14 protein-coding genes are annotated in these 22,603 nt (G+C 66.2%); 12 read left to right on the forward strand and 2 right to left on the reverse strand.

Going from position 1 to position 22,603, the window contains the following annotated elements:
* The first annotated feature begins 7 nt into the window (after nt 1-7).
* On the forward strand, nt 8-703 hold the full coding sequence (locus OF829_RS19425) for a response regulator (protein WP_264941855.1): 696 nt from the start codon (nt 8-10) through the stop codon (nt 701-703).
* On the opposite strand, the gene OF829_RS19430 is transcribed toward OF829_RS19425, so the two are convergent.
* Nucleotides 700-2,637 carry a potassium transporter Kup gene (locus OF829_RS19430; RefSeq protein ID WP_406701450.1) on the reverse strand — a complete coding sequence of 646 codons (1,938 nt, stop codon included), beginning with the start codon at nt 2,635-2,637 and terminating at the stop codon, nt 700-702. The two genes, OF829_RS19425 and OF829_RS19430, sit on opposite strands and share 4 nt — an antisense overlap.
* Nucleotides 2,638-2,822: 185 nt before the next feature.
* Between OF829_RS19430 and OF829_RS19435 the strand changes: the two genes are divergently transcribed.
* The 4 genes from OF829_RS19435 (at nt 2,823) to OF829_RS19460 (ending at nt 9,049) form a co-directional block, all read left to right on the forward strand.
* On the forward strand, nt 2,823-3,083 hold the full coding sequence (locus OF829_RS19435) for a hypothetical protein (RefSeq protein ID WP_264941856.1): 261 nt from the start codon (nt 2,823-2,825) through the stop codon (nt 3,081-3,083).
* 296 nt (nt 3,084-3,379) lie between these two features.
* Nucleotides 3,380-5,941, forward strand: a complete 2,562-nt coding sequence (locus OF829_RS20605; protein WP_319951567.1) for a calcium-binding protein — start codon at nt 3,380-3,382, stop codon at nt 5,939-5,941.
* A 65-nt stretch (nt 5,942-6,006) separates the two neighbouring features.
* On the forward strand, nt 6,007-7,731 hold the full coding sequence (locus tag OF829_RS19455; protein WP_264941857.1) for a type I secretion system permease/ATPase: 1,725 nt from the start codon (nt 6,007-6,009) through the stop codon (nt 7,729-7,731).
* A 13-nt stretch (nt 7,732-7,744) separates the two neighbouring features.
* Nucleotides 7,745-9,049 carry an HlyD family type I secretion periplasmic adaptor subunit gene (locus tag OF829_RS19460; protein WP_264941858.1) on the forward strand — a complete coding sequence of 435 codons (1,305 nt, stop codon included), beginning with the start codon at nt 7,745-7,747 and terminating at the stop codon, nt 9,047-9,049.
* Here OF829_RS19460 and OF829_RS19465 read toward each other — a convergent pair.
* On the reverse strand, nt 9,046-9,936 hold the full coding sequence (locus OF829_RS19465; protein ID WP_264941859.1) for a ThuA domain-containing protein: 891 nt from the start codon (nt 9,934-9,936) through the stop codon (nt 9,046-9,048). The genes OF829_RS19460 and OF829_RS19465 overlap by 4 nt on opposite strands.
* A gap of 100 nt (nt 9,937-10,036) precedes the next feature.
* On the opposite strand from OF829_RS19465, the gene OF829_RS19470 reads away from it, so the two are divergent.
* From OF829_RS19470 to OF829_RS19500, 7 genes are all read left to right on the forward strand, one after another.
* The gene (locus OF829_RS19470; protein WP_264941860.1) at nt 10,037-11,620 is read left to right on the forward strand and encodes a family 43 glycosylhydrolase; all 1,584 of its coding nucleotides are present in this window, start codon (nt 10,037-10,039) and stop codon (nt 11,618-11,620) included.
* A 152-nt stretch (nt 11,621-11,772) separates the two neighbouring features.
* Complete coding sequence (locus tag OF829_RS19475; protein ID WP_264941861.1) at nt 11,773-14,946, forward strand: TonB-dependent receptor; 3,174 nt, start codon at nt 11,773-11,775, stop codon at nt 14,944-14,946.
* A gap of 140 nt (nt 14,947-15,086) precedes the next feature.
* On the forward strand, nt 15,087-15,848 hold the full coding sequence (locus OF829_RS19480; RefSeq protein WP_264941862.1) for a FadR/GntR family transcriptional regulator: 762 nt from the start codon (nt 15,087-15,089) through the stop codon (nt 15,846-15,848).
* Between the two features lie 76 nt (nt 15,849-15,924).
* Nucleotides 15,925-17,196, forward strand: a complete 1,272-nt coding sequence (locus tag OF829_RS19485; RefSeq protein WP_264941863.1) for a sugar MFS transporter — start codon at nt 15,925-15,927, stop codon at nt 17,194-17,196.
* A 50-nt stretch (nt 17,197-17,246) separates the two neighbouring features.
* Nucleotides 17,247-18,302 carry a LacI family DNA-binding transcriptional regulator gene (locus OF829_RS19490; protein ID WP_264941864.1) on the forward strand — a complete coding sequence of 352 codons (1,056 nt, stop codon included), beginning with the start codon at nt 17,247-17,249 and terminating at the stop codon, nt 18,300-18,302.
* A 13-nt stretch (nt 18,303-18,315) separates the two neighbouring features.
* Nucleotides 18,316-20,988 (forward strand): beta-galactosidase GalB, encoded by a 2,673-nt coding sequence (galB, locus tag OF829_RS19495; RefSeq protein ID WP_264941866.1) that lies wholly within the window; start codon nt 18,316-18,318, stop codon nt 20,986-20,988.
* Between the two features lie 90 nt (nt 20,989-21,078).
* Nucleotides 21,079-22,512, forward strand: coding sequence for a glycoside hydrolase family 28 protein (locus OF829_RS19500; protein WP_264941867.1), 1,434 nt, complete (start codon nt 21,079-21,081; stop codon nt 22,510-22,512).
* The last annotated feature ends 91 nt before the right edge of the window (nt 22,513-22,603 follow it).

Below are 22,603 nucleotides of genomic sequence, written 5' to 3' on the forward strand. Positions count from 1 at the left end.
CAAGAAAATGAGCAATGCCGCGACCATATTGGTTGTCGATGACGAACCGCATATCCGGCGCCTCCTCAACGGGACGCTGGAACGCGCCGGTTATCGGGTCGCCGAAGCGGCGTCTGGACGGCAGGCGCTCGAAGTGCTGGGCGAAGCGCTACCCGATGTGGTGCTGCTCGATCTTGGCCTGCCCGACCGCGATGGGCTCGAACTGATCCCCGCGATCCGCAAACAGTCCAAGGCGGCGATCCTGATCGTCTCTGCCCGCGATGCGACCGAGCACAAGGTAACCGCGCTGGATCTCGGCGCGGTCGATTATGTCACCAAGCCCTTCGACACCGAGGAGTTGCTGGCCCGCGTCCGTGCGGCGCTGCGCGGCCGGATCGGCGCGGACGGCGGCAAGGCCAGCGTGACCGCCCATGGTGTGACCTTCGACTTGCTCGATCGGCGCGTAATGCGGGGGGATGAGGAAATCCACCTGACGCCCAAGGAGTTCGCGGTGATCGCCGAACTCGCGCGCTTCCCCGGCCGCGTGATCACCCATCAGCAGCTGCTGAGCGCGGTCTGGTCGCACGATTACGAGCGGCACATCGAATATCTGCGCGTGGTGATCCGCAACATCCGCCAGAAGCTCGAAGCCGATCCCGCGCAGCCCGCGATCGTCGTCAATGAACTGGGCGTCGGCTACCGGCTGATGGGCGTCGAAAACTAGATTTCGAGCTGGCTGCCGAGTTCGACCACGCGATTGGTGGGCAGCTTGAAGAACTCCATCGCGCTCATTGCATTGCGTACCATCCAGGCGAACAGCTTCTCGCGCCAGATTGCCATGCCTGGCCGGCTTGACGCGATCAGCGTCTGGCGGGCGAGGAAATAGCTGGTGTCCATCGGCGTGAAAGGGCCGCCGCAACCTTGGAGCCGCGAAAGGATGGCGGGCAGATCGACCTCGTCCATGAAGCCGTGGCGGACGATGACGCGGTAGAAACCCTCGCCGAGCGCGAGCACGTCCGAAGCGTTCCCGTCCGGCAAATGCGGCACCTGCTCGGTCATGACCGTCAGCACCACCACGCGATCGTGCAGCACGCGGTTGTGCTTCACATTGTGGAGCAAAGCGGGCGGAATATCGTCGGGGCGCGAAGCGAGGAAGACTGCGGTTCCAGGCACGCGCTTGAGCGAATGCGCGGCCGACTGGATGAACAGTTCGATCGGCATGGCGCCCTCGTGCAGCCGCTCGCGAACCAGTCGCCGCCCGGTTTGCCAGGTCGTGAGCACCGTGAACACGACCGCGGCGACGAGCAGCGGGAACCAGCCGCCATCGGGCACCTTGGTGAGGTTCGACGCGAAATAGAGCGCGTCGATGATCAGGAACGTGCCGGTGACGAGCACCGCGACCACCGGCGGCCATTTCCACACCGCGATCGTCAGCACGCCCAGCATGCAGGCGGTGATGAACATCGTGCCGGTAACCGCGATGCCATAGGCCGCGGCGAGGTTGCCCGAGCTGCCGAAACCCAGTGCGAGCGCGATCACCATCACCAGCAGCGCCCAGTTGACCAGCGGCACATAGATCTGGCCGGCGGCCTTTTCACTGGTGTGGGTGATCTTGAGCCGCGGCAGGAAGCCGAGCTGCACCGCTTGCTGCGTCACCGAGAAGGCGCCCGAGATCACCGCCTGGCTGGCGATGATCGTCGCCACGGTCGCGAGGATCACAAGCGGCAGCCGCAGCGCTTCGGGTGCCATCATGAAGAAGGGGTTCTCGACTGCCGCAGGGGTGCTCAGCAACAGCGCCGATTGGCCGAGATAGTTGAGCATCAGGCAGGGGAAGGCGATGTAGAGCCACGAAACCATGATCGCCTTGCGCCCGAAATGCCCCATATCGGCGTAGAGCGCTTCCGCCCCGGTGACCGCGAGCACGACCGATCCGAGCGCGAGGAACGCCAGCTTGGGGTCGATCAGGAAGAAATCGAGCGCATAATATGGATTTAGCGCGCCGAGGATTTCCGGGTTTGCGACGATCCCGGTGATCCCCATCACGCCGATCACCAGAAAGTAGAAGATCATCACCGGCCCGAACAGGATTCCCACCGCCGCCGTCCCGCGCGACTGGATCGCGAACAGTCCGATCAGGATGGCAATCGTGATCGGCAGGACGAGCGGGGTGAGGCTGCTCTGCACCACCGTCAGCCCTTCGACCGCCGACAGCACCGAAATCGCCGGGGTGATGATCGCGTCGCCATAAAAGAGCGCGGTTGCCAGCACGCCCAGAGTGACGATCGCCGGGGTCCAGCGCCGGGTGCCCGCCTTGCGCATGATCAGTGCGAGCAGCGCGAGACTGCCGCCTTCGCCCTTGTTGTCGGCGCGCAGGATGACGAAGACATATTTGATCGTGACGATCAGCATCATCGTCCAGAAGATGAGCGACAGCACCCCGAAGATATGCGCCCGATCCACCGCCAACGGATGGTGCCCGACAAAGCTCTCCTTGAGCGCGTAGAGCGGCGACGTGCCGATGTCGCCGAACACCACCCCGATCGCGCCGAGCGCGAGCGTCGAGAGGCGGTCCTGCGGGCCGTGATGGGCCTCAGCGGTATCGGTGGTCGCGGCAGTCAAAGGGCGCACTTTCAGTCGAGCCGCTGGGAAGCGGCGCATGTGCGGCCAATCACATTTGCTTTCGAGCGGTATTCGGGAAGCGCTGCATATGTTTTCCATATGCTTGTCCGATCCGCGCGAGCCGAAAACCTATGCAATCCCAATGCGCGCGGGCCTGGCTCGATCTCGAATGCCTATGCCGAACGGCATAGCTACCGGGCCGACGAAAGGCGCGAGAAATTCAAATGGTCTGGTATGAGAAGGCTGGTGCGAGCCTGCTGTTGCGCGTCGCGGGTGTCGGGACACTGGCGATCGCCTATTTCGCGGGCGCGGCGCTGAGGAGCAGGGCCGGGACGGTGGCGTTGAACAGCGATCCCGTCGCCTATCTTCTGGCAGCCACGACCTTCCTCTGCGCCAGCTTCGGCAGTATCCTCACTGTGCTGGGCAAGCACATTTTCGACAAGGTCGAGGTGTCGCGGCGCTGGAGCCGCGCTGATCGGGACTAGCGACAATCGGTCCGTTTTTCCGGCGGAAGGGGCCCTTTTGGGGGCCCTTGCGGAAGTGTCGAAGTTGATATCATCAGAAATCAAAAGCTTATTTCGCTTCTTCAAGTCCAGCCAGGCACCAATTTTCGACTGGCCTCGCCGGCCTTGCCAACCCAGCGGGTTCGGATGCTTCCCTTTTCTGGCCGACGTGACGGGATCGCAGCGTTGCCCCCGGTGGCGGGGTACGTTAACCATCGGATAGCGCGCGTCCGGCCGGTTCCCCACCGTCGCCCGGCGCGGACGGGGGAGACATCGCCATGGCTTATCGAGCCGAAACGCTTATCCGCGCCTTTGCCGGCGACGATAGCGCACACATGCTCGCGGGCATGCTGGGCGAGCCCAGCGGGTTCGCCACGGTCGGCGGCACGACCGGGCCGGATACGCTCTACGGCACCTCCGGCGACGACGATATCGATGGCAGCGCGGGCGCGGATACGATGATCGGCGGGCGTGGCAACGACACCTATCATGTCGATAACGCCGGCGATGTGGTGATCGAGTACGGGGACGGGGGCACCGACACGGTCTATAGCGCGGTGAGCTTCTCGCTCGTCGGCCAATATATCGAGAATCTCTATCTGCTGTGCGGCGCCGACATCAACGGTACCGGCAACGGGCTCGACAATCTGATCGTCGGCAATTGCGGGATCAACGTGCTGCGCGGCGGGGCGGGCAGCGACACGCTCGACGGGCAGGGTGGCGCCGACACCATGTATGGCGGGACCGGCGACGATTATTTCTACGTCGAGAATGCCGGCGACGTCGTGATCGAGGCTGCGAACGAAGGGCATGACACCGTCTATTCGTCGGTCGGCTTCTCGCTGGTGGGCCAGTATCTCGAGGACCTGATCCTTTCGGGCACCGCCGACGTCAACGGCACCGGCAACAGCCTCAATAACGTCATCATCGGCAATGACGGCGCCAACACGCTGAACGGCATGGACGGCAATGACGAGATTTTCGGCGGTGCCGGCATCGACACGATGATCGGCGGAAACGGCAACGACATCTTCCACATCGAGGATGCCGGCGATACCGCGATCGAGACCTCCTATGGCGGTTATGACAAGGTCTTTTCGTCGATCAGCTATTCGCTCGCGGGCCAGTATATCGAGGATCTCGAGCTGGTCGGCACCGATGCGATCAACGCCACGGGCAACAAGCTCGACAATTATCTGACCGGCAACAGCGCCGCCAATATCCTGACCGGGGGCCTGGGCAACGATACGCTCGACGGCGCGGGCGGGGCCGACACGCTGATCGGCGGCGAAGGCGACGACATCTATTATATCGACAATGCCGGCGACGTGGTCACCGAACTCAACGGCCAGGGCTACGACCTCGTCTATTCCTCGGTCAGCTTCTCGCTGCGCGGCCAATATATCGAGGACCTCACCCTCACCGGCACCGACGCGATCAACGGCACTGGCAACAAGTTCGGCAATATCCTGGTCGGCAATGACGGCGCCAACACGCTCGACGGGCGCGAGGGCGACGACATTCTCGACGGCGGCGGCGGCGCGGACACGATGATCGGCGGCGACGGCGACGACCAATTCTATATCGACAATGCCGGCGACATCGCGGTGGAGCTGGCGAACAATGGCGACGACGTGGTGATCGCGTCGGTCAGCTATTCGCTCGCCGGCCAATATCTCGAGGGCTTGGTTCTCACCGGGACCGATGCGATCAACGGTACCGGCAACAGTCTCGACAATCTGATGCTCGGCAACGACGGCGCGAACACGATGGATGGCGGCGCGGGCGATGATGCGATCGACGGCGGTGTGGGCGCCGACACGATGATCGGCGGCCTTGGCGACGATGTCTTCTACGCCGACGATGCCGGGGACGTGGTTATCGAATATGCGAACCAGGGCCATGACACGGTGTTCAGCGCCGTGAGCTATTCGCTGGTGGGCCAGTATATCGAGGACCTGTTCCTCGATTGCGGCGCGGATATCGACGGCACCGGCAACAGCCTCGACAACCTGCTGGTCGGCAATTGTGGCGCCAACGTGCTGATGGGCATGGACGGCAATGACACGATCGACGGCGATTTCGGCGTGGACACCATGTATGGCGGGCGCGGCGACGACACCTTCTATGTCGATGACGATGGCGACCTGGCCGTTGAATATGGCGGCGAGGGGCATGACACCGTCATTTCCTCGATCACCTACTCGCTCGCGGGCCAATATATCGAGGACCTGTTCCTCCAGTGCGGCGCGGACATCGACGGCACCGGCAACAGCCTGGCCAATACGCTGATCGGCAATTGCGGCGACAATGTCCTCAGCGGCATGGACGGCAACGACAAAATCTATGGCGATGGCGGCTATGACACGCTGATCGGCGGCAACGGCGCGGACGAATTCTGGTTCGATACCGCCGATGACGGGACGTTCGACACGATCGCCGATTTCCAGGCGGGGCTGGATTCGATCCATCTCGACCTGTCGGTGTTCACCGCATTGGCCGGCGAGGGCGCGCTCGATGCGGGTGCGTTCGTGATCGGCAGCGCGGCGCTCGATGCCGACGACCGCATCATCTACGACGATACCACCGGCGCGATCTGGTATGACGAGGATGGCGACGGCGCAGCGGCGGCGATCCTGTTCGCGCAGGTCACCCCGGGCACCGTGCTGACCGCGGGCGACTTCATCGCCTTCGATCCGCTTTCGTCGAGCTCGAGCCTGTTCTCGTTCGGTCCCGAGGATCAGCCGGCGCTGGTCGATGTGACCGATCTGGGGCTCAATGGCTTCACCTCGGCGATGATGGAGGGCGGCGGGCCCGCCGAGCTCCTGTTCACCCTGTGAGCCAGGGTGCATCAAATTCGGGTTTCGAGACGTTACCGGTTATGCAAGCGTAACAAAGGGGTTCGATGGCGCGTCCGGCAGTCCTGCGATCGGAATTGGGTTCGGCACTCGCGAGCTTTCGCGGCGGGCTGATCGGGGTGGGCGTGCTCAGCGCGATGCTCAACATCCTGACGCTCGGCGGATCGCTCTACCTGATGATGGTCTATGACCGGGTGCTGCCCTCGCAGAGCCTGGCGACCTTGTTCGCTCTCTTCTTCATGATCGGCGTCGCGTACCTCTTCCAGGGCGCGTTCGACGTGATGCGGTCGCAGCTGCTGGCGGACATCGCCGCCTCGCTCGACCGCCGCATGACCGCGCGCACCCAGGCGATCGAGATGCGCCTCGCGCTCGAACGGCCCGACGCGCAGGGCAAGGTGAGCCCCAGCCGCGACCTCGATCAGCTGCGCGGTTTCATCGCAAGCCCCGGGCCGAGCGCGCTGATGGACCTGCCCTGGATCCTCTTCTTCCTGTTGGTCCTGTCGCTCGTCCATGTCTGGCTGGGCGTGGTGACCCTGGTCGGCGCGATCGTGCTCGGGCTGCTCACCTGGAGCGCGGACCGGGTGACGCGAAAGCATGTCGCGGGGGTGACCGATGCCGCCAATGCCCGCCGGAGCCTGGGCGACCGCAACTGGCGCCATGCCGAGCTGATCGCGAGCCTGGGGATGCGCGAGCGGGTGATGGCGCGCTGGGACAAGGTTCATCTCCACTTCCTCGACGAGCAGGCGCGGCTGACCGGCAACAGCTCGCTGCTGAGCGGGATCAGCAAGATCTTCCGTCTGTTCCTCCAGTCCACGGTGCTGACCGTCGGCGCGATCCTGGTGATCAAGGGCGAGGCGACCGCGGGCGTGATCTTCGCCAGCTCGATCCTCTCGGGCCGCGCGCTCGCGCCGGTCGAACAGGCGATCGCCAATTGGAAGGGCTTCGTCACCGCACGGCAGAGCTGGGCGCGGCTCGACGCGCTCTATCGCCAGGTCCCTGCCGAGACGGGCGTGCGCACCATTTTGCCCCCGCCGGAAAAGGCGCTCGCGGTCGATCGGCTGGTACTCTCGCCCCCCGGCGTCAGCCGCGCCGTGGTCGCCGATGTCCAGTTCAGCGCGAGCGCGGGGCAGGCGATCGGGATCATCGGGCCCAGCGCCTCGGGCAAATCCTCGCTGCTGCGCGGGGTGATCGGGGTGTGGAAGCCGGTGCGCGGCGCGGTCCGGCTCGACGGGGCGACGCTCGATCAATGGGATGGCGACGCGCTCGGGCGGCATATCGGCTATCTGCCGCAATCGGTCGAGCTGTTCGCGGGGACGGTGGCGGAGAATATCGCGCGGTTCGAGCCCGATGCGCCCTCTGAACTCGTGCTCGCCGCCGCCGAGGCCGCGGGGGTGCATGCGATGATCCTCCAGCTTTCCGAGGGCTATGAGACCCAGGTGGGCGAGGATGGGCTCAACCTCTCCGCCGGCCAGCGCCAGCGGATCGCGCTGGCGCGCGCGCTGTTCCGCGATCCTTTCCTGGTCGCGCTCGACGAGCCCAATTCGAACCTCGATCCCGAAGGCGAGGCGGCGCTTGCGGCGGCGGTCACCGGGGTCAAGGCGCGCGGCGGGATCGTGCTGCTGATCGCGCACCGTGCCGCGATCCTGGGCACGGTCGATCTGATCCTGGTGATGCAGGGCGGGGCGGCCAAGGCCTTCGGCCCGCGAGACGAGGTGCTCGCGCGGATGAACGGCAAGCCCCCGGCCCCGGGCGGGTTGACCGTCGTTGCTTGATATCGCTTCCCCGATGCCCGCCGAACTCTCCGAAGCGGACCTGCGCCTGCGTACCAGGACGCGGCGCGCGCTTGCCCTGGTCGGGCTGCTGCTGCTCTGTTTCCTGATCCTCGCCTTCTTCCTCCAGGTCACCGGCGCGGTGACCGCTTCGGGCGAGGTCGCGGTCGAATCGAGCGTCAAGACGATCGCGCATCCCAGCGGCGGGGTGCTCATCGCGATCAGCGTCCATGACGGCGACCATGTGACCGAGGGGCAGGAATTGCTGCGCTTCGATTCGTCGGTGTCGCAGGTCGGATCGGCCTCGGCATCGCAGGGGCTCGAGGGACTGCTCGGCACCCGCGCCCGCCTCGAGGCCGAGCGCGACGGGGCCGGGGCGATCAGCTTTCCGCCCGAGCTGGCGAACAGCAAGGATCCGGGGGTCCAGGAGATCATGGCGCGCGAGCGGCGGCTGTTCGCGCTGCGCATGCAGGACCGGCGCGGGGCGCTGTCGCTGCTGACCGAACGCGTCAACCAGTATGAGGACCAGATCCGCGGCTATCAGGCGCAGATCGCGGCGATCGACGATCAGGTGAAGCTGATCGAGCCCGAGCTGGCGGGCCTGCGCGAGCTCTATGCCAAGCAGCTGGTCACGCTCGGGCGGATCAACCAGCTCGAACGCACCGCGGTCCAGCTGCGCGGCTCGCGCGCCGAGCTGACCGCGAACATCTCGCAGACCCGCGCGCGCATCTCCGAAACGCGTGAGCAGATGCTCAATATCGACAAGACCAGCCGCAGCGAGGCGGGGACCCAGCTCGCCGCGGTGATGGCGCAGCTCAACGAGCAGCAGGTCCGCCTCGCCTCGGCGCAGGACACGCATGGCCGCAGCGTGATCCGCGCGCCGCAATCGGGGACGATCGACAAGCTCGCCTATACCACGATCGGCAGCGCGGTGCCGCCCAACCAGCCGATCCTGCAGATCGTCCCGGATCGCGACGCGCTGATCGTCACCGCGCGGGTGCGCCCTGCCGAGGTCGAGCAATTGCGGCTGGGGCAGAAGGCGCGGGTGACCTTCCCGGGGCTCGACCGCCAGACCACGCCAGACCTTGCGGGGACGCTGATCTTCATCTCGGCCGATCTGGCGCAGGACCAGCATAGCGGGCAGAGCTTCTACCGGATCAAGGTCCGGCTTAATCCCGATCAGGCGCCAATGATCTCACGCCTCGCGCTCAAGCCCGGCATGCCCGCCGAGGTGTTCGTCGAGACCGGCGACCGCTCGATCCTGTCCTTCATCCTGAAGCCCTTGTTCGACCAGCTCCGCCACGCCTTCCGCGAGGGCTAGACGCAGCTCCGCGTCTTGGCGGGCGACGCCCAGCCGAGCGCATTGTCGATCAGCCGCAGGTGGAGCGGCTCGCCATACGTCTCCGCCTTGTGTCCCAGCGCCGAGAAGAAGACGCGTCCGCGGCCCACGCAGCGCGTCCAGATGATCGGATGGGTGCCCATGCGCTGTTCGGGCGCGGGCTCGTAGCTCGCCTCGTCGAGCGTGGCGAGGATGTGGGTGCGGTTGCCGCTCGGCACCCGATCGAACGCATACCATTCCTCCTCGCGCGTCCATTTGAGCGGGATCCCGTGCAGGGCGGGGTGGCGCGGATCGGCGATCAGGATCGTGCCCATCTGGAACTGTTTGGGTTGATAGGTGTGGCCGATGAACTGCGCGCCGATCACCGTGTCGACATACCATTGCCAGTCATAATGATGGTCGCCGCCCGAGCCATGGAGCGCGACCAGCCCGCCGCCGCGCTCGAGCCAGGCCTTGAAGGCGGCACGCTGCGGATCGGTCCAGACATTGCCGCTGATGCTGTTGAGCACGATGACATCGAATTCCTGCAGCTGTTCGCGGTTGAACAGCGCGGCATTCTCGCTGGCGTAGAAGTCCCAGCCGCGCGTGGTCGCGAGCCGGATCAGCGCCCGGGTAGCCGCCTTGTTCTGCGGATCGTCGCGAAAGCCGTTGGTCTTGGAGAAGATCAGCACGCGGTGCGGCCGGTGGAATCGCGGCAGTTGCGGCCGGACCTGATCCATTACCGGCGTCGGCCAGTAGCGCGGATCCTTGACGAAGGGGGTGGGGGAGGGCGTCGGGGCCGGCACGGTCTGCTGCGAGCTGCCTTGCGCCGCCGCACCCAGCATCAAAGCCGCGCCCGTGGCGCTCAACAGCAACCGGTTCAGCCTCATCCTGGACTCCTTTGTTCTAATGTCTGAGTATTGTGGGTACCCTTTGCCGCGCAAGCTAGCCGGACCGGGGCAAGACGCATACTATTTTCGGGAGAGAGCGATGGGGATCAGCAGGCGCGAAGCCTTCGGGATTGCGGGCGCGGGCGCGGCGAGCGCGATGCTGGGCCGCGGCACGGCGGGGGCGGCACCCGGCGTGCCCGACTGGCGGCGCGGCTTCGACAATCAGCGGATCGCCGATCTGGGCGACGGCCGCTTCCTCAATCCGGTGCTCGGCGGCGACCATCCCGATCCGGCGATCCTGAAGGACGGCGCCGATTACTACATGACCTTTTCGAGCTTCTTCTCCTATCCCGGCCTGACGATCTGGCACTCGCGCGACCTGGTGAACTGGCAGCCGCGCGGGGCGGCGCTCAAGAAGAATATCGGCTCGGTCTGGGCGGTGAGCCTGGTCAAGCACCGGGGCCGCTATTTCCTCTACATCCCGACGCGCAGTCCCAACGCTACCTGGGTGATCTGGGCCGATCATATCGACGGGCCGTGGAGCGAGCCCGTAGACCTGGGCCTGCCCAACCATATCGATCCGTGCCACGCGGTGGGCGAGGACGGGTCGCGCTGGCTGTTCCTGTCGGGCGGCGACCGCATCCGGCTCGCCGATGACGGGCTGTCGACGGTGGGGCCGGTCGAGCATGTCTATGACCCGTGGCGCTATCCCGACGACTGGACGATCGAGGGCTTCTCGCCCGAGGGGCCGAAGATCCACCGCCATGGCGGCTGGTTCTACATGATCCTCGCGGTGGGCGGAACCGCCGGGCCGCCGACCAGCCATATGGTGATCGCTGCACGCTCGCGTTCGATCCACGGGCCGTGGGAGAATTGCCCGCATAATCCGCTGGTTCGCACCACCCACAATAGCGAGAAATGGTGGTCGCGCGGCCATGCTTCGCTGGTCGAGGCGCCCGACGGCAGCTGGTGGTCGCTCTATCATGGCTTCGAGAATGGCTATTGGACGCTGGGGCGCCAGGCGCTGCTCGATCCGGTCGAATGGACCGCGGACGGCTGGCTCCGGATGAAGGGCGGCGATCTCTCGCAGCCGATCGCCAAACCGAAGGGCGGGTCGGCGGTGCCGCATGGGCTCGAGCTGTCCGACGATTTCCGCACGCTCGAACTCGGCACCAAATGGAATTTCTACAAGCCTGGACCCGGCGAGGCCGACCGCGCGCGGGCCGAGAACGGCACGCTGATCGTGCGGGGGAAGGGGACGGCGCCGCCCGATTCCTCGCCGCTGCTGCTGATCGCGTGCGACCAGGCCTATCAGTTCGAATGCGAGATCGAGATCTCGGCCGGAGGGTCGGCGGGGCTGCTCTTCTTCTATGACGAGAAGCTCTATGCCGGGCTTGGCTTCAGTGAGGAGCATTTCGTCGCGCACCAATATGGCGGCGAACGCGCCCGGCCCGAGCGGCCCGGCGGGCGGCGGCTGCGGATGCGCGCCACCAACGATCATCACATCGTGACCTATCACACCAGCACCGATGACGGCGCGACGTGGAAGCGGTTCGAGCGCAGCATGGAGGTCTCGGGCTACCACCATAATGTCCGCTGGGGCTTCCTGATGCTGAGGCCCGGACTCTACGCCGCGGGGCCCGGCGAGGCGCGATTCCGGGACTTCCGCTACCGGGCGCTGTGACCGCGAGGCGACACCCCTCCGCAAATGTGTCTGGCTGATAACTCAGACTATATTGACAGAAGTACTCATACAATTTTATTTGTCCGAGTTAGCGCTACCAACGCGCCTGAGTCACGCCTGCGCAAAGCAGGGTTTGAGGGGAGGAAATCGATATGAGTCGCTTCACCACTTCGTTTGCTGCACGCCGGGCCGCGATGCTCGGCGCCGTGCTACTGGCCGGGACGGCCTGGCCCGCGCTTGCCGCCACCACCGATCCGACGACCGATCCCACCGCGGAGGCTACCGCCGCCGCGCCGCAGGACGGCGACAGCCAGGACGGCCAGGAAATCATCGTCACCGGCTATCGCGGGTCGCTGCAGAGCTCGACCAACGCCAAGCGCAACGCGACCGGGTTCACGGATACGATCTTCGCCGAGGATATCGGCAAGTTCCCCGACACCAACATCGCCGAGACCTTCAACCGTGTCCCCGGCGTGACGATCAGCCGCGAGATCACCGGCGAGGGCCTGCAGATCGCGATTCGCGGCCTCGGCACCAACTTCACCCGCGTCCTGCTCAACAATGCCCCGATCCTGGTCGGCTCGACCGGCCGCGACGGCGCGCAGAGCACCAACCGCGAAGTCGATCTCGATGTCTTCCCGACTGAACTCTTCACCCAGCTGACGGTGCAGAAGAGCCCGACCGCCGAGATGCTCGAAGGCGGCGCCGCGGGCAGCGTCAACATGCGCACCGCACGTCCGTTCGACAATCCGGGCACCCATGTCACCTATTCGGGCCAGTTGACCAACAACACCAATTCGGGCGGCAAATGGGGGTATCGCGGGTCGATCCTCGCCAGCTACACCTCAGGCAATTTCGGCGTCCTGCTCGGCGTTGCGGGCGTCCATAACGAGATCCGCACCGCGGGTTACGAGACGGTGGGCTGGACCAACCCGAACCTGTCGGCCACCCAGAGCACGTCCGCCACGCGCAACTCGACCGGCGGCGGCAACTGGACGATCCCGCCGACAGTGCCCTCGAACGCGGGCATCCCCGGCGTAGCCCCGGGCACCACGATCGACCAGGCCTTCCTGCTCGCGCAGAATCCGGGCGCGAACATCACCCAGATCGACAACGGCATCATCCCGCGCCTCGGCCGCCCGGTCGCCGAGTTCGGCTCGAAGGAGCGGCTGAACTTCATCGGCAGCCTCGAATATAAGGGCGACGGGATCCACATCTATATCGACGGCATGTTCGCGCGCCGGCTGAACGAGATGGAGCGCGTCGACATGAACTGGGTCGGTCGCAATGGCGCGATGATCCCGGTCAACACCCAATATGACCGCAGCGACTGCACCAGTGGCTGCGTCGTCACCAAGGGCACCTATTACAACGCGCAATGGTTCCTCGAATATCGCCCCTATATCGAGCACCTTCAATATTGGGGGGTCAATCCGGGGCTCGAGGTCGAGCTGAGCGACAACCTCAAATTCGATATCAACGCCAACTATACCGAGAGCCGGTTCCACCGCGAATCGCCGACGGTGCTGGTGATCACCCCGGCCAATTCGGGCGTGACCGTCAATTACGACAACACCAATGGCGGCGTGTTCCCCACGGTGACCACCAACGTCAATCTGAACAGCCCGGCGAGCTTCGGCTGGCCCGGCGGCCGCGTGAACATCCAGGACGAGCGGCGCCAGACCTACACCAAGGGTGTGCGCGGCAATGTGCAATGGGGCGACAGCCAGCTGAACCTGCGCGTCGGCGGCGCCTATGACGATACGTCGCGCACGATCCGCGGCTATGACAACAGCCAGGCCTGGCAGAATGCGGTCTGCGGCGACCGTCCGAGCGTCAACCTGCCCGGGCCCAACCGCCAGCCCAATTGCGACGGCCTCAACACCGCGACCCCGGCGGGCTATCCGACCTGGCCGGCCTATGGCACCGGCTATACCGCGGGTGCCGCGGGCCCGATCACCTATGCCGGCTCGCTCGTGCCCAACGGCGCGCCGCTCCAGGCGCTGCTCAAGCCGGGTCCCGAGGGCTTCCTCACTGTCGACTGGGAGAAGTTCAAGGCGGCCTCCAACTATCAGGCCTTCCACGATGCGGCGCCCGAATCGGGCGGCTCGAACACGGGCGCGAGCGGCGGCTATGTCCGTGAGCGCACGCTCGGCTTCTATGGCGAGCTCAACGGCGACACCCCGATCGGCGACAACCGCCTGACCTGGAATGTCGGCGTCCGCTGGGTGCAGACCAAGCAGACGATCGGCGGCCGCGTGACGATCCCCGATCCGCGCAACAATGTCGACCCGGACGGCGCGGGCCCGCTCCCCGCCGACTGCCCGGGCACCGGCGCCAACGCCAATGCGCGCGACGGCAGCTGCTACCCGAACATTGTCAACTTCGTTTACACCGACAACACCTACGACAACTGGCTGCCCTCGGCCTCCGGCGCGTTCCACATTGGCGACAATGCGGTGGTGCGCGCGGCGGTCTCGCGGACGATGACGCGTCCGAACCCCAGCCAGATGCTGCCGGGCCTCAACTTCTCGAGCCCCTCGGCGGATATCGGTTCGGTCGGCAATCCGGCGCTGTCGCCGTTCATCTCGGACAATATCGATGTCGGGTTCGAGTTCTACACCGGCAAGGAAGGCTATATCGGCTTCACCGCCTTCCGGAAGGCGGTGACCGGCTTCACCGTCAACGGCAACGTCACCGTGCCCTTCTCGTCGCTTGCCCAATATGGCGTCACCTACGCCACGCTGAGCCCGACGCAGCAGGTCGCGATCGATGCCCGTGGCGGTCCGAACACCGCGACGGTGGTGCTGACCCAGCAGGTCAACGCCAGCGGTACGCTCAAGGTCAACGGCCTCGAAGTGAACTGGGTGCAGCCGCTCGACTTCCTGCTCGGTCGCTATCTCGGCATCAACGGCTTCGGCTTCAACGCGAACCTGACGCTGATCAGCCAGACAGGTTCGGGCAATGCGCCCGCAATCGCGACGGGCGTGGCGCCGGTGACCTACAACGTCACCGCCTATTACGAGAATCACGGCGTCTCGCTGCGGCTCTCGACCACCTTCACCCAGGGTTCGGTCTCGTCGGGGGCGAACCAGAACGGCATCACGCTCGCCTCGCTCTATGGCGACGATTACCAGCAATGGGATTTCGGCGGGTCGGTGGATCTGGGCGAGGTGCTTGGGATGAAGGGGCTGCCCGAGCTGACGCTCGACGTGCAGAACATCAACAAGGCGGCGCAGCGCAGCTACTTCCAGTTCCCGAACGCGGCCTTCTCTTACTTCAACCCGGGCCGCCAGGTGATGGTCGGCATCCGCGGCCGCTTCTGATCCTCGAAAAGGGGGAGGCGGCCGGCTTACAGACCGGCCGCCGCTCCCCGCCTCTCAAGAGCTACCTCCTCGGCCGCCTTCGGGCGGCCTTCTTTTTTGGGGGGGATGGCGCTACCGTTGCGGCAGCAACCGGAGAGGGCATGAACCAGGAGACGCGAAAGACGCTGCGGCCGCGAATCCACGGCACCACCGCACGCACGATCGGGACGGCGATCCTGGCGGGCGTCTACCTGCCCGGCCATGCCTTTCTCGGCGAGATCGAGCAGGCCGAGGCGCTGGGCATCTCGCGCACCGCCTATCGCGAGGCGATTCGCATCGTCGCCGCCAAGGGGCTGGTCGACAGCCGGCCCAAGGCGGGTACCCGCGTCAATCCGCGCGGCATGTGGAATTTGCTCGATCCGGACGTGCTCGCCTGGATGTTCGAGGGCGAGCCGAGCGAGGAATTCATCCGCGACCTGTTCGAGCTGCGCGGGGTGATCGAGCCCGCCGCGGTCGGATTCGCGGCGCACCGGCGCGAGCAGCGCCACCTCGACGCGATGCGCGTCGCGCTCGACGAGATGGCGAAACACACGCTACGCACGCCCGAGGGACAGGCGGCGGACCAGCGCTTTCACCGCGCGATCCTCGCCGCGACCGGCAATGAGACGATGAGCGCGCTGGCCACTACCGTGGGCGCTGCGGTCCATTGGACCACCGAGTTCAAGCGCCGCAAGGGCGCGTTCGGCGAGCGCCAGCGCGATCCGGTGCCCGATCATGAGCGCGTGTATGACGCGATCCTGCGCTCGGATGCGGGCGCGGCGCGCAATGCGATGAACGACCTGCTCGAGCTGGCGCTGCACGATATGGGGATCGAAGGGATCGGATCGCCCGCGCGCCGCCGCCGGATCGCGCGCGCTTCCTGACAGCGCTGGCGGAACGCGGTTGCGCGTATCGGCTGGGCAAAATATACTCGTACCATATATTGAGCAGGAGGGGTCGTTGACGAATGAAACTGGTGTGCCGGCTGGCACGCGATATGGCGGCGCGCTCGTGCTGCTCGCCACGCTTTTCTTCATGTGGGGCTTCATCAGCGTCATCAACGGCACGCTGCTGCCGCATCTGCGGAGCGTCTTCGAGCTCAGCTATTTCCAGACCGGGCTGATCGAATCGGTCTGGTTCATCGGCTATCTGCTCGCCTCGATTCCCGCCGCGAAGCTGATCGAACGGATCGGATATCAGCGCGCGCTGACCACCGGGCTTGTGGTGATGACCGTGGGATCGCTCGGAATGATCGCGGCGGCCAACCTCGTCTCCTACGAGGTGACTATCGCGTCGCTCTTCACGGTCTCGTGCGGCATCGCGTTGCTCCAGGTTGCTGCCAACCCCTATGTAGCGGTGATCGGCCCGCCCGAGAGCGCAGAGTCGCGCCTGACCTTGGTGCAGGCGTTCAACACTACCGGTGACGTGCTCGCGATCGTCTTCGGCCAGCAGCTGATCCTCGCGCGCACCATCGGCGGCACCGCCGCGCCGGGCACCCAGCTCACCCATGCCCAGCGCATGGCCGATGCTCAGGCGACCGAGCTGCCCTATCTCATCGTCGCGATCGTGCTCGCGGTGCTCGCAGTGATGATCGCGCGCGCCAAGCTGCCCGCGCTCGGCGCTGCGACCTCGCGCGTTTCGGTCGAGGCTCGCCGGGGCCTGTCGCTGTTCAACCACCGCAACCTGATCCTGGGCTGCGTCGGTATCGCGCTGTGCGTGTTCGCGGAGATCGGGGTCGGCAGCTATTTCATCAACTTCGTCTCGCAGCCGAGCGTCGCTAATATCCCGCAGGATCAGGCCGCCTTCTATCTCACTTTCTTCTGGGGCGGGATGATGGTCGGGCGCTTCATCGCCGCCGGGCTGATGCGCAAAATCGCGCCCGAGCGCGTGCTGGCGCTGTTCTCGCTCATCGCGATCGGCGGCTCGCTCGTCGCGGTGTTCGTGCCGGGTCCCGCCGCGATGTACGGTCTGATCACGGTCGGGCTGGGCATCTCGCTCATGTTTCCGGCGATCTTCGCGCTCGCGATCCGCGGGCTGGGGCCGCTGACCGAAGAGGGGTCGGGTCTGCTGATCATGTCGATCGCCGGCGGTGCGCTCGCCTCGGTCCAAGGCAAGATCGCCGATGCCTATGGCCTGCACTGGGGCTTCATCCTCACCGCTTTGTGCAGCCTCTATGTGCTGTTTTACGCGCTATGGGGCTGTAAGGTGACAGGGCAGCGCGCTTCGCAATAACTCAGACTATATTGACTTAAATACTCGTACCATTTCTACTGCTCCTCGAGATGAGGAGCGCCACGCCCGATCGCGATCGATCGCCGGCCACGATCCGCGACATCGCCGATCGTGCCGGCGTATCGCGGATGACGGTGTCGCGCGCGATCAATGCGCCGCACCGCGTGTCGGCGGAGACGCTGGCGCGGGTGGAGGCCGCGATCGCCGAGACCGGCTATCGCCCCGATCCCGCTGCGCGCCAGCTCGCGCTGGGCGGTGACGGGGACGCGCGGATCGCTCTGGTCTATCCCGAGGCGGAGGAGGCGCGGCTCGGAACCTATCTGACGGCATGCATCGCCGGTGCGCGGCAATCCGGGATGCAGCTGGTTCCCTTCGCGGTGGGCGCCGGCCGCAGCGAGCGCGAGGCGATGCGGCTCGAGCGGCTCGATCCCCAGGCGCTGATCCTGTTGCGCGGGGCGGGCGCGTCGCTCGTCCGCGATGCGCTCCCGGCCTGTGCGATCGCTGCCGAGCCGGAAGGGCTCGCAGCCGTCTGCACCGACGAGACGGCGGCGGCCTATGACCTTGCCCAGCGGCTGATCTTCCTCGGCCACAAGCGGATCGGCTTCATGGGCGCGCTGAGCGATTCCCTCACCGACCGGGCCCGTTTCGAAGGCTATGCCCGTGCGCTCACCAATTTCGGGCTGGGCGTGGCGCCCGAACTCGTCGTCGATGCCGAGCGTTCGGCGATCGAGGCGGCGACCAGGCTGGCGGGGCGGGCCGATGCGGCGAGCGCGATCCTTGTCTGCCGCGAGGATCAGGCCGCAGCCTGCCTTGCCGCGACGCATTTGCGCGGCCGCAGCGTCCCCGAGGACGTCGCGGTCTGTTATTTCGACGATTATGGAATCGGCGATGGCATCTGGCCCGAGCTCACGCGTGCGGCGCTCCCCGTTGCCGAGATGTGCCGCGCCGCCTTCCGCCTGCTCGCCGAACGGATCGAGTGCGCGCGGACCGGGCGCCCCGCGCCGCCGATCCGCCGCATCCTCTTCCCCCGCGCGGTTTCGGGCAGCATCGGCCGGGCGAAGCGCCGTGACGCGCAGCCCGGCTCCCTCCGCCGCGTCGGCCTCTAGACGAAAGCTCCCCATGCCCCTGCTCCGCTTGCTGGCGCTCGCCCTTCTGCTGACCCCCGGCGCGGCGATGGCGGGCGAACCGCGCGAGCGGCTGTCGATCAATACCGGCTGGCGTTTTCACCTGGGCGATCCGCAGGGGATGGCGGTCCGGCTCGACTATGATGTCCGCCCGGCGGGGGACGAGAGCGGCGACGGCAAGGCTGCCGATGCCCGGCCGGAGGATGCGCAAACGCTCGGCGGGGCAGGGCTGTCGGTGCTCAAGCCGTGGATCCTGCCGACCGGCAACGCCTTTATCCGCGATCCCGTGAGGCGCTACGTCCGGCCCGCGGGCGATCCCGGCGGCGATCTGCCCTTCGTCCAGTTCGGCTTCGACGACAGCGGCTGGGGCGCGGTGACGCTGCCGCACGACTGGGCGATCGCCGGGCCGTTCCTCACCACCGGCCCCTATGGCGGGATGGGGCGGCTGCCGAGCTGGGGGATCGGCTGGTACCGCAAGAAGCTCGACATCCCGGCGCGCGACAAGGGCCGTTCGGTCTTCCTCGATGTCGATGGCGCGATGGCCTACGCGACAGTCTGGCTCAACGGGCATCTGGTGGGCGGCTGGCCCTATGGCTACAATTCGTGGCGCGTCGATCTGACGCCCTATGTCGTCCCCGGCGGCGACAACCAGCTCGCGATCCGGCTCGACAACCCGCCTGCTTCGTCGCGCTGGTATCCGGGCGGGGGCATTTACCGCAATGTCTGGCTGACCAAGACCGACCCGGTCCATATCGGCCATTGGGGCACGCAGGTGACGACGCCTCAGGTCTCGGCGGCTTCGGCGGCGATCGATCTGACGGTGACGGTCGACAATGATTCCGGGGTGGCCGCGCCGGTCGAGGTTTCGACGAGCATCTACGCGCTCGACGCTTCGGGTCGGCGCACCGGCGCTGCGGTCGTGCAGATCGCGGCGGCGAGCACGCAGGTCCCGGCGCATGGCAAGGCCGAGGTGAAAGCTGGCACCACGCTCGCCAATCCCCGCCTCTGGGGCCCGCCGCCCGAGCAAAAGCCGAACCGCTATGTCGCGGTCACCAGCGTCACCCGTGGCGGCAAGGTCGTGGACCGCTACGAGACCAAATTCGGCATCCGCAGCATCCGCTGGGATCCCGACCGGGGCCTGATCGTCAACGGCCAGCATATCGCGCTCAAGGGCGTCAACAACCACGCCGACCTCGGCGCGCTTGGGGCCGCCTGGAACACTCGCGCCGGCGAGCGTCAGCTCGAAATCCTGCGAGACATGGGCGCCAATGCCTTGCGGATGAGCCATAATCCGCCCGCGCCCGAACTGCTCGACCTGACCGACCGGATGGGCATCCTCGTCATCGACGAGGTGTTCGACGTGTGGCTCAAGAAGAAGACCCCGCTCGATTTCCACCTGATCTTCGCCGACTGGCACGAGCAGGATCTGCGTTCGATGCTGCGCCGCGACCGCAACAGCCCCTCGGTGGTGCTGTGGAGCATCGGCAACGAGGTGGGCGAGCAATATTCGGGCGAGGAGGGGGCGGCGATCGCGCGCGAGCTGGTCGGCATCGTGCGGCAGGAAGATCCGACGCGCGGCACCATGACCGCGATGAACTGGGCCAAGGCGGACATGGCTTTGCCGCGCGAAGTGGACGTCATCACGCTCAACTATCAGGGCGTCGGGGTGCGCAGCCTGCCCAGCCAATTCCCTGCTTTCCGCAAGGCCTTCCCGGGCAAGGCGATCCTCAGCAGCGAGAGCGCGTCGGCGCTGAGCAGCCGGGGAGAATATCAGTTCCCGGTGCCGGGCACGATCAGCGGCCCGGTGCGGCCCGGCGCGGGCGGCGATCCGGCGACGCTCCAGGTGAGCAGCTACGAGCTGTTCGCGGCCGATTTCGGCTCGTCGGCCGATCGCAGCTTCGCGCTTCACGACCAGCATCCGTGGAACGCGGGCGAATTCGTGTGGAGCGGGTTCGACTATCTCGGCGAGCCCACACCCTATTATGCCGCGCGCAGCTCCTATTCGGGGATCATCGACCTCGCCGGTTTCCCGAAGGACCGTTTCTACGCCTATCAGGCGCGGTGGCGGCCCGATCTGCCGATGGCGCATATCCTGCCGCATTGGAGCTGGCCGGGGCGTGAGGGTCAGGTGACCCCGGTCCATGTCTTCACCTCGGGCGACGAGGCCGAGTTGTTCGTCAACGGCAAGTCGCAGGGGCGGCGGAAAAAGGCGCCGTTCGAGTATCGCCTCCGCTGGGACTATGTCGTCTATGAGCCCGGCGAGCTGAAGGTCGTCGCGTACAAGGATGGCAAGCGCTGGGCCGAGGCGGTGACGAAGACCGCAGGCGAACCGGCGGCGCTCGGGGCGACGGCGGACCGTTCGACGATCGCATCGGACGGCTATGACCTGAGCTTTGTCACCGTACGGGTGACCGACGCGAACGGCATCACCGCCCCGCGCGCGCGCAATCCGATCGCGTTCACTATCGAGGGACCCGGCGAGATCGTCGCCACCGACAATGGCGATCCCGCCGATTTCGAGCCCTTCCCCTCGCCCCGGCGCAAGGCGTTCAACGGCTATGCGCTGGTGATCGTCCGCTCGAAACCGGGCAAGGCGGGGACGATCACGCTCCGCGCCGATTCAGGCTCGCTTAGAGGCGCATCGGTCATCATCCGCGGCCGGCGCTAGCCGCTTTCGCGCCGGGCTTGACCCGAATCGTGGCGCGCGACAGGGTTGGCTACCGGTGTCAAACCGGACAGCCGACCCTGGGAGAGCACCATGCTGATCAGACCTTCGCGCCGTGACGTGCTGCGCTATGCAGGCGCGGGTGCGGGCGCGGCAGCGATTGGCGCGGTGGTGCCCGGCGCGCTCGCCCGCCCCGCCGACCCTTGGGACCGCGCCGCCGATATCGCCCGCACCGTCCGCGCGCCCGAATTCCCGGCGCGCGATTTCGACATCACGGCCTATGGCGCGAAGGGCGACGGGACGACGCTCAATACCGCCGCTATCGCCAGGGCGATCGAGGCGTGCGCGGCCGCCGGGGGCGGGCGCGTGGTGGTGCCCGCCGGGCGCTTCCTCACCGGCGCCGTGCATCTCAAATCGAACGTGAACCTGCATCTGGCCGAAGGATCGAACCTGCTCTTCAGCACCGATCCCGCCCACTATCCCCTTGTTTTCACGCGCTGGGAGGGGATCGAGCTGATGAACTACTCGCCCTTCGTCTATGCGCGAAAGCAGCGGAATATCGCGATCACCGGCAGCGGCATACTCGACGGGCAGGGGAGCGCCGAGCATTGGTGGCCGTGGAAAGGCCCCTGGGGCGGCACCGCGGAACATGGCTGGCGCGAGGGCATGCCCGACCAGCGCAAGGCGCGCGCGGTGCTGTTCCAGATGGCCGAGGACCGCGTGCCCGTCGAGAAGCGCGTGTTCGGCGAGGGGAGCTACCTGCGCCCCGCCTTCGTCCAGCCCTATGATTGCGAGAATGTGCTGATCGAGGGGATCAAGCTGCGCGGCTCGCCCTTCTGGCAGATCCACCCGGTGCTCTGCCGCAACATCATCGTCCGCGGCGTCGATATCATGGGGCATGGCCCCAATAATGACGGCTGCGATCCCGAATCGGTCGATATGATGCTGATCGAGCGCTGCACCTTTGACACCGGGGACGATTGCATCGCGGTCAATTCGGGGCGCAACGAGGATGGCCGCCGCCTCGCCACGCCCGCGCAGAATATTCTGATCCGCGATTGCCGGATGAAGGAAGGGCATGGCGGTGTCGTCGTCGGATCGCAGATTTCGGGCGGCGCGCGCTGGGTATTCGCCGAGCGCTGCGTGATGGACAGTCCCGATCTCTGGTACGCAATCCGCTTCAAGAACAATGCGTTGCGGGGCGGGCTGCTCGAGGATTTCTATTATCGCGACCTGGATGTCGGCACGGTGAGCCGCGCCGCGGTCACCTGTGACTTCAACTATGAAGAGGGCGCGAGGGGGCGGTTCGTGCCCAGGCTGCGCAACGTCGTGGTCGAGCGGCTGCGTGCGGCGAATGCGCTCCGCGTGATCGACAGCCAGGGGCTGCCCGGGGCTCCTGTCACCGATATCACCCTGCGCGACTGCAGTTTCGATGGGGTGAGCCAGCCGAGCGTCGTGCGCTTCACCGAGCGATTAACGCTGGAAAATGTGCGGGTTAACGGGAGGCCGGTCGAGACGCTTGGCTGAACGAGTCCCGCGAAAGCACGAAAATCCGCAAACGGCTGCGTTGACGCAGGACTATGACACCGGTAGCAAGAGGGACAGCTCACCGGACCTG

The sequence above is a fragment of the Sphingomonas caeni genome (assembly GCF_026013415.1).
GTDB classification, from domain to species: Bacteria; Pseudomonadota; Alphaproteobacteria; order Sphingomonadales; family Sphingomonadaceae; genus Sphingomonas; species Sphingomonas caeni.

Excerpts from the sequence above, each read along its gene's own strand:
- OF829_RS19425 (WP_264941855.1), top strand. The coding sequence starts at position 8 with ATGAGCAATGCCGCGACCATATTGGTTGTCGATGACGAACCGCATATC.
- OF829_RS19430 (WP_406701450.1), bottom strand. The coding sequence starts at position 2,637 with ATGCGCCGCTTCCCAGCGGCTCGACTGAAAGTGCGCCCTTTGACTGCC.
- OF829_RS19435 (WP_264941856.1), top strand. The coding sequence starts at position 2,823 with ATGGTCTGGTATGAGAAGGCTGGTGCGAGCCTGCTGTTGCGCGTCGCG.
- OF829_RS20605 (WP_319951567.1), top strand. The coding sequence starts at position 3,380 with ATGGCTTATCGAGCCGAAACGCTTATCCGCGCCTTTGCCGGCGACGAT.
- OF829_RS19455 (WP_264941857.1), top strand. The coding sequence starts at position 6,007 with ATGGCGCGTCCGGCAGTCCTGCGATCGGAATTGGGTTCGGCACTCGCG.
- OF829_RS19460 (WP_264941858.1), top strand. The coding sequence starts at position 7,745 with ATGCCCGCCGAACTCTCCGAAGCGGACCTGCGCCTGCGTACCAGGACG.
- OF829_RS19465 (WP_264941859.1), bottom strand. The coding sequence starts at position 9,936 with ATGAGGCTGAACCGGTTGCTGTTGAGCGCCACGGGCGCGGCTTTGATG.
- OF829_RS19470 (WP_264941860.1), top strand. The coding sequence starts at position 10,037 with ATGGGGATCAGCAGGCGCGAAGCCTTCGGGATTGCGGGCGCGGGCGCG.
- OF829_RS19475 (WP_264941861.1), top strand. The coding sequence starts at position 11,773 with ATGAGTCGCTTCACCACTTCGTTTGCTGCACGCCGGGCCGCGATGCTC.
- OF829_RS19480 (WP_264941862.1), top strand. The coding sequence starts at position 15,087 with ATGAACCAGGAGACGCGAAAGACGCTGCGGCCGCGAATCCACGGCACC.
- OF829_RS19490 (WP_264941864.1), top strand. The coding sequence starts at position 17,247 with ATGAGGAGCGCCACGCCCGATCGCGATCGATCGCCGGCCACGATCCGC.
- galB (WP_264941866.1), top strand. The coding sequence starts at position 18,316 with ATGCCCCTGCTCCGCTTGCTGGCGCTCGCCCTTCTGCTGACCCCCGGC.
- OF829_RS19500 (WP_264941867.1), top strand. The coding sequence starts at position 21,079 with ATGCTGATCAGACCTTCGCGCCGTGACGTGCTGCGCTATGCAGGCGCG.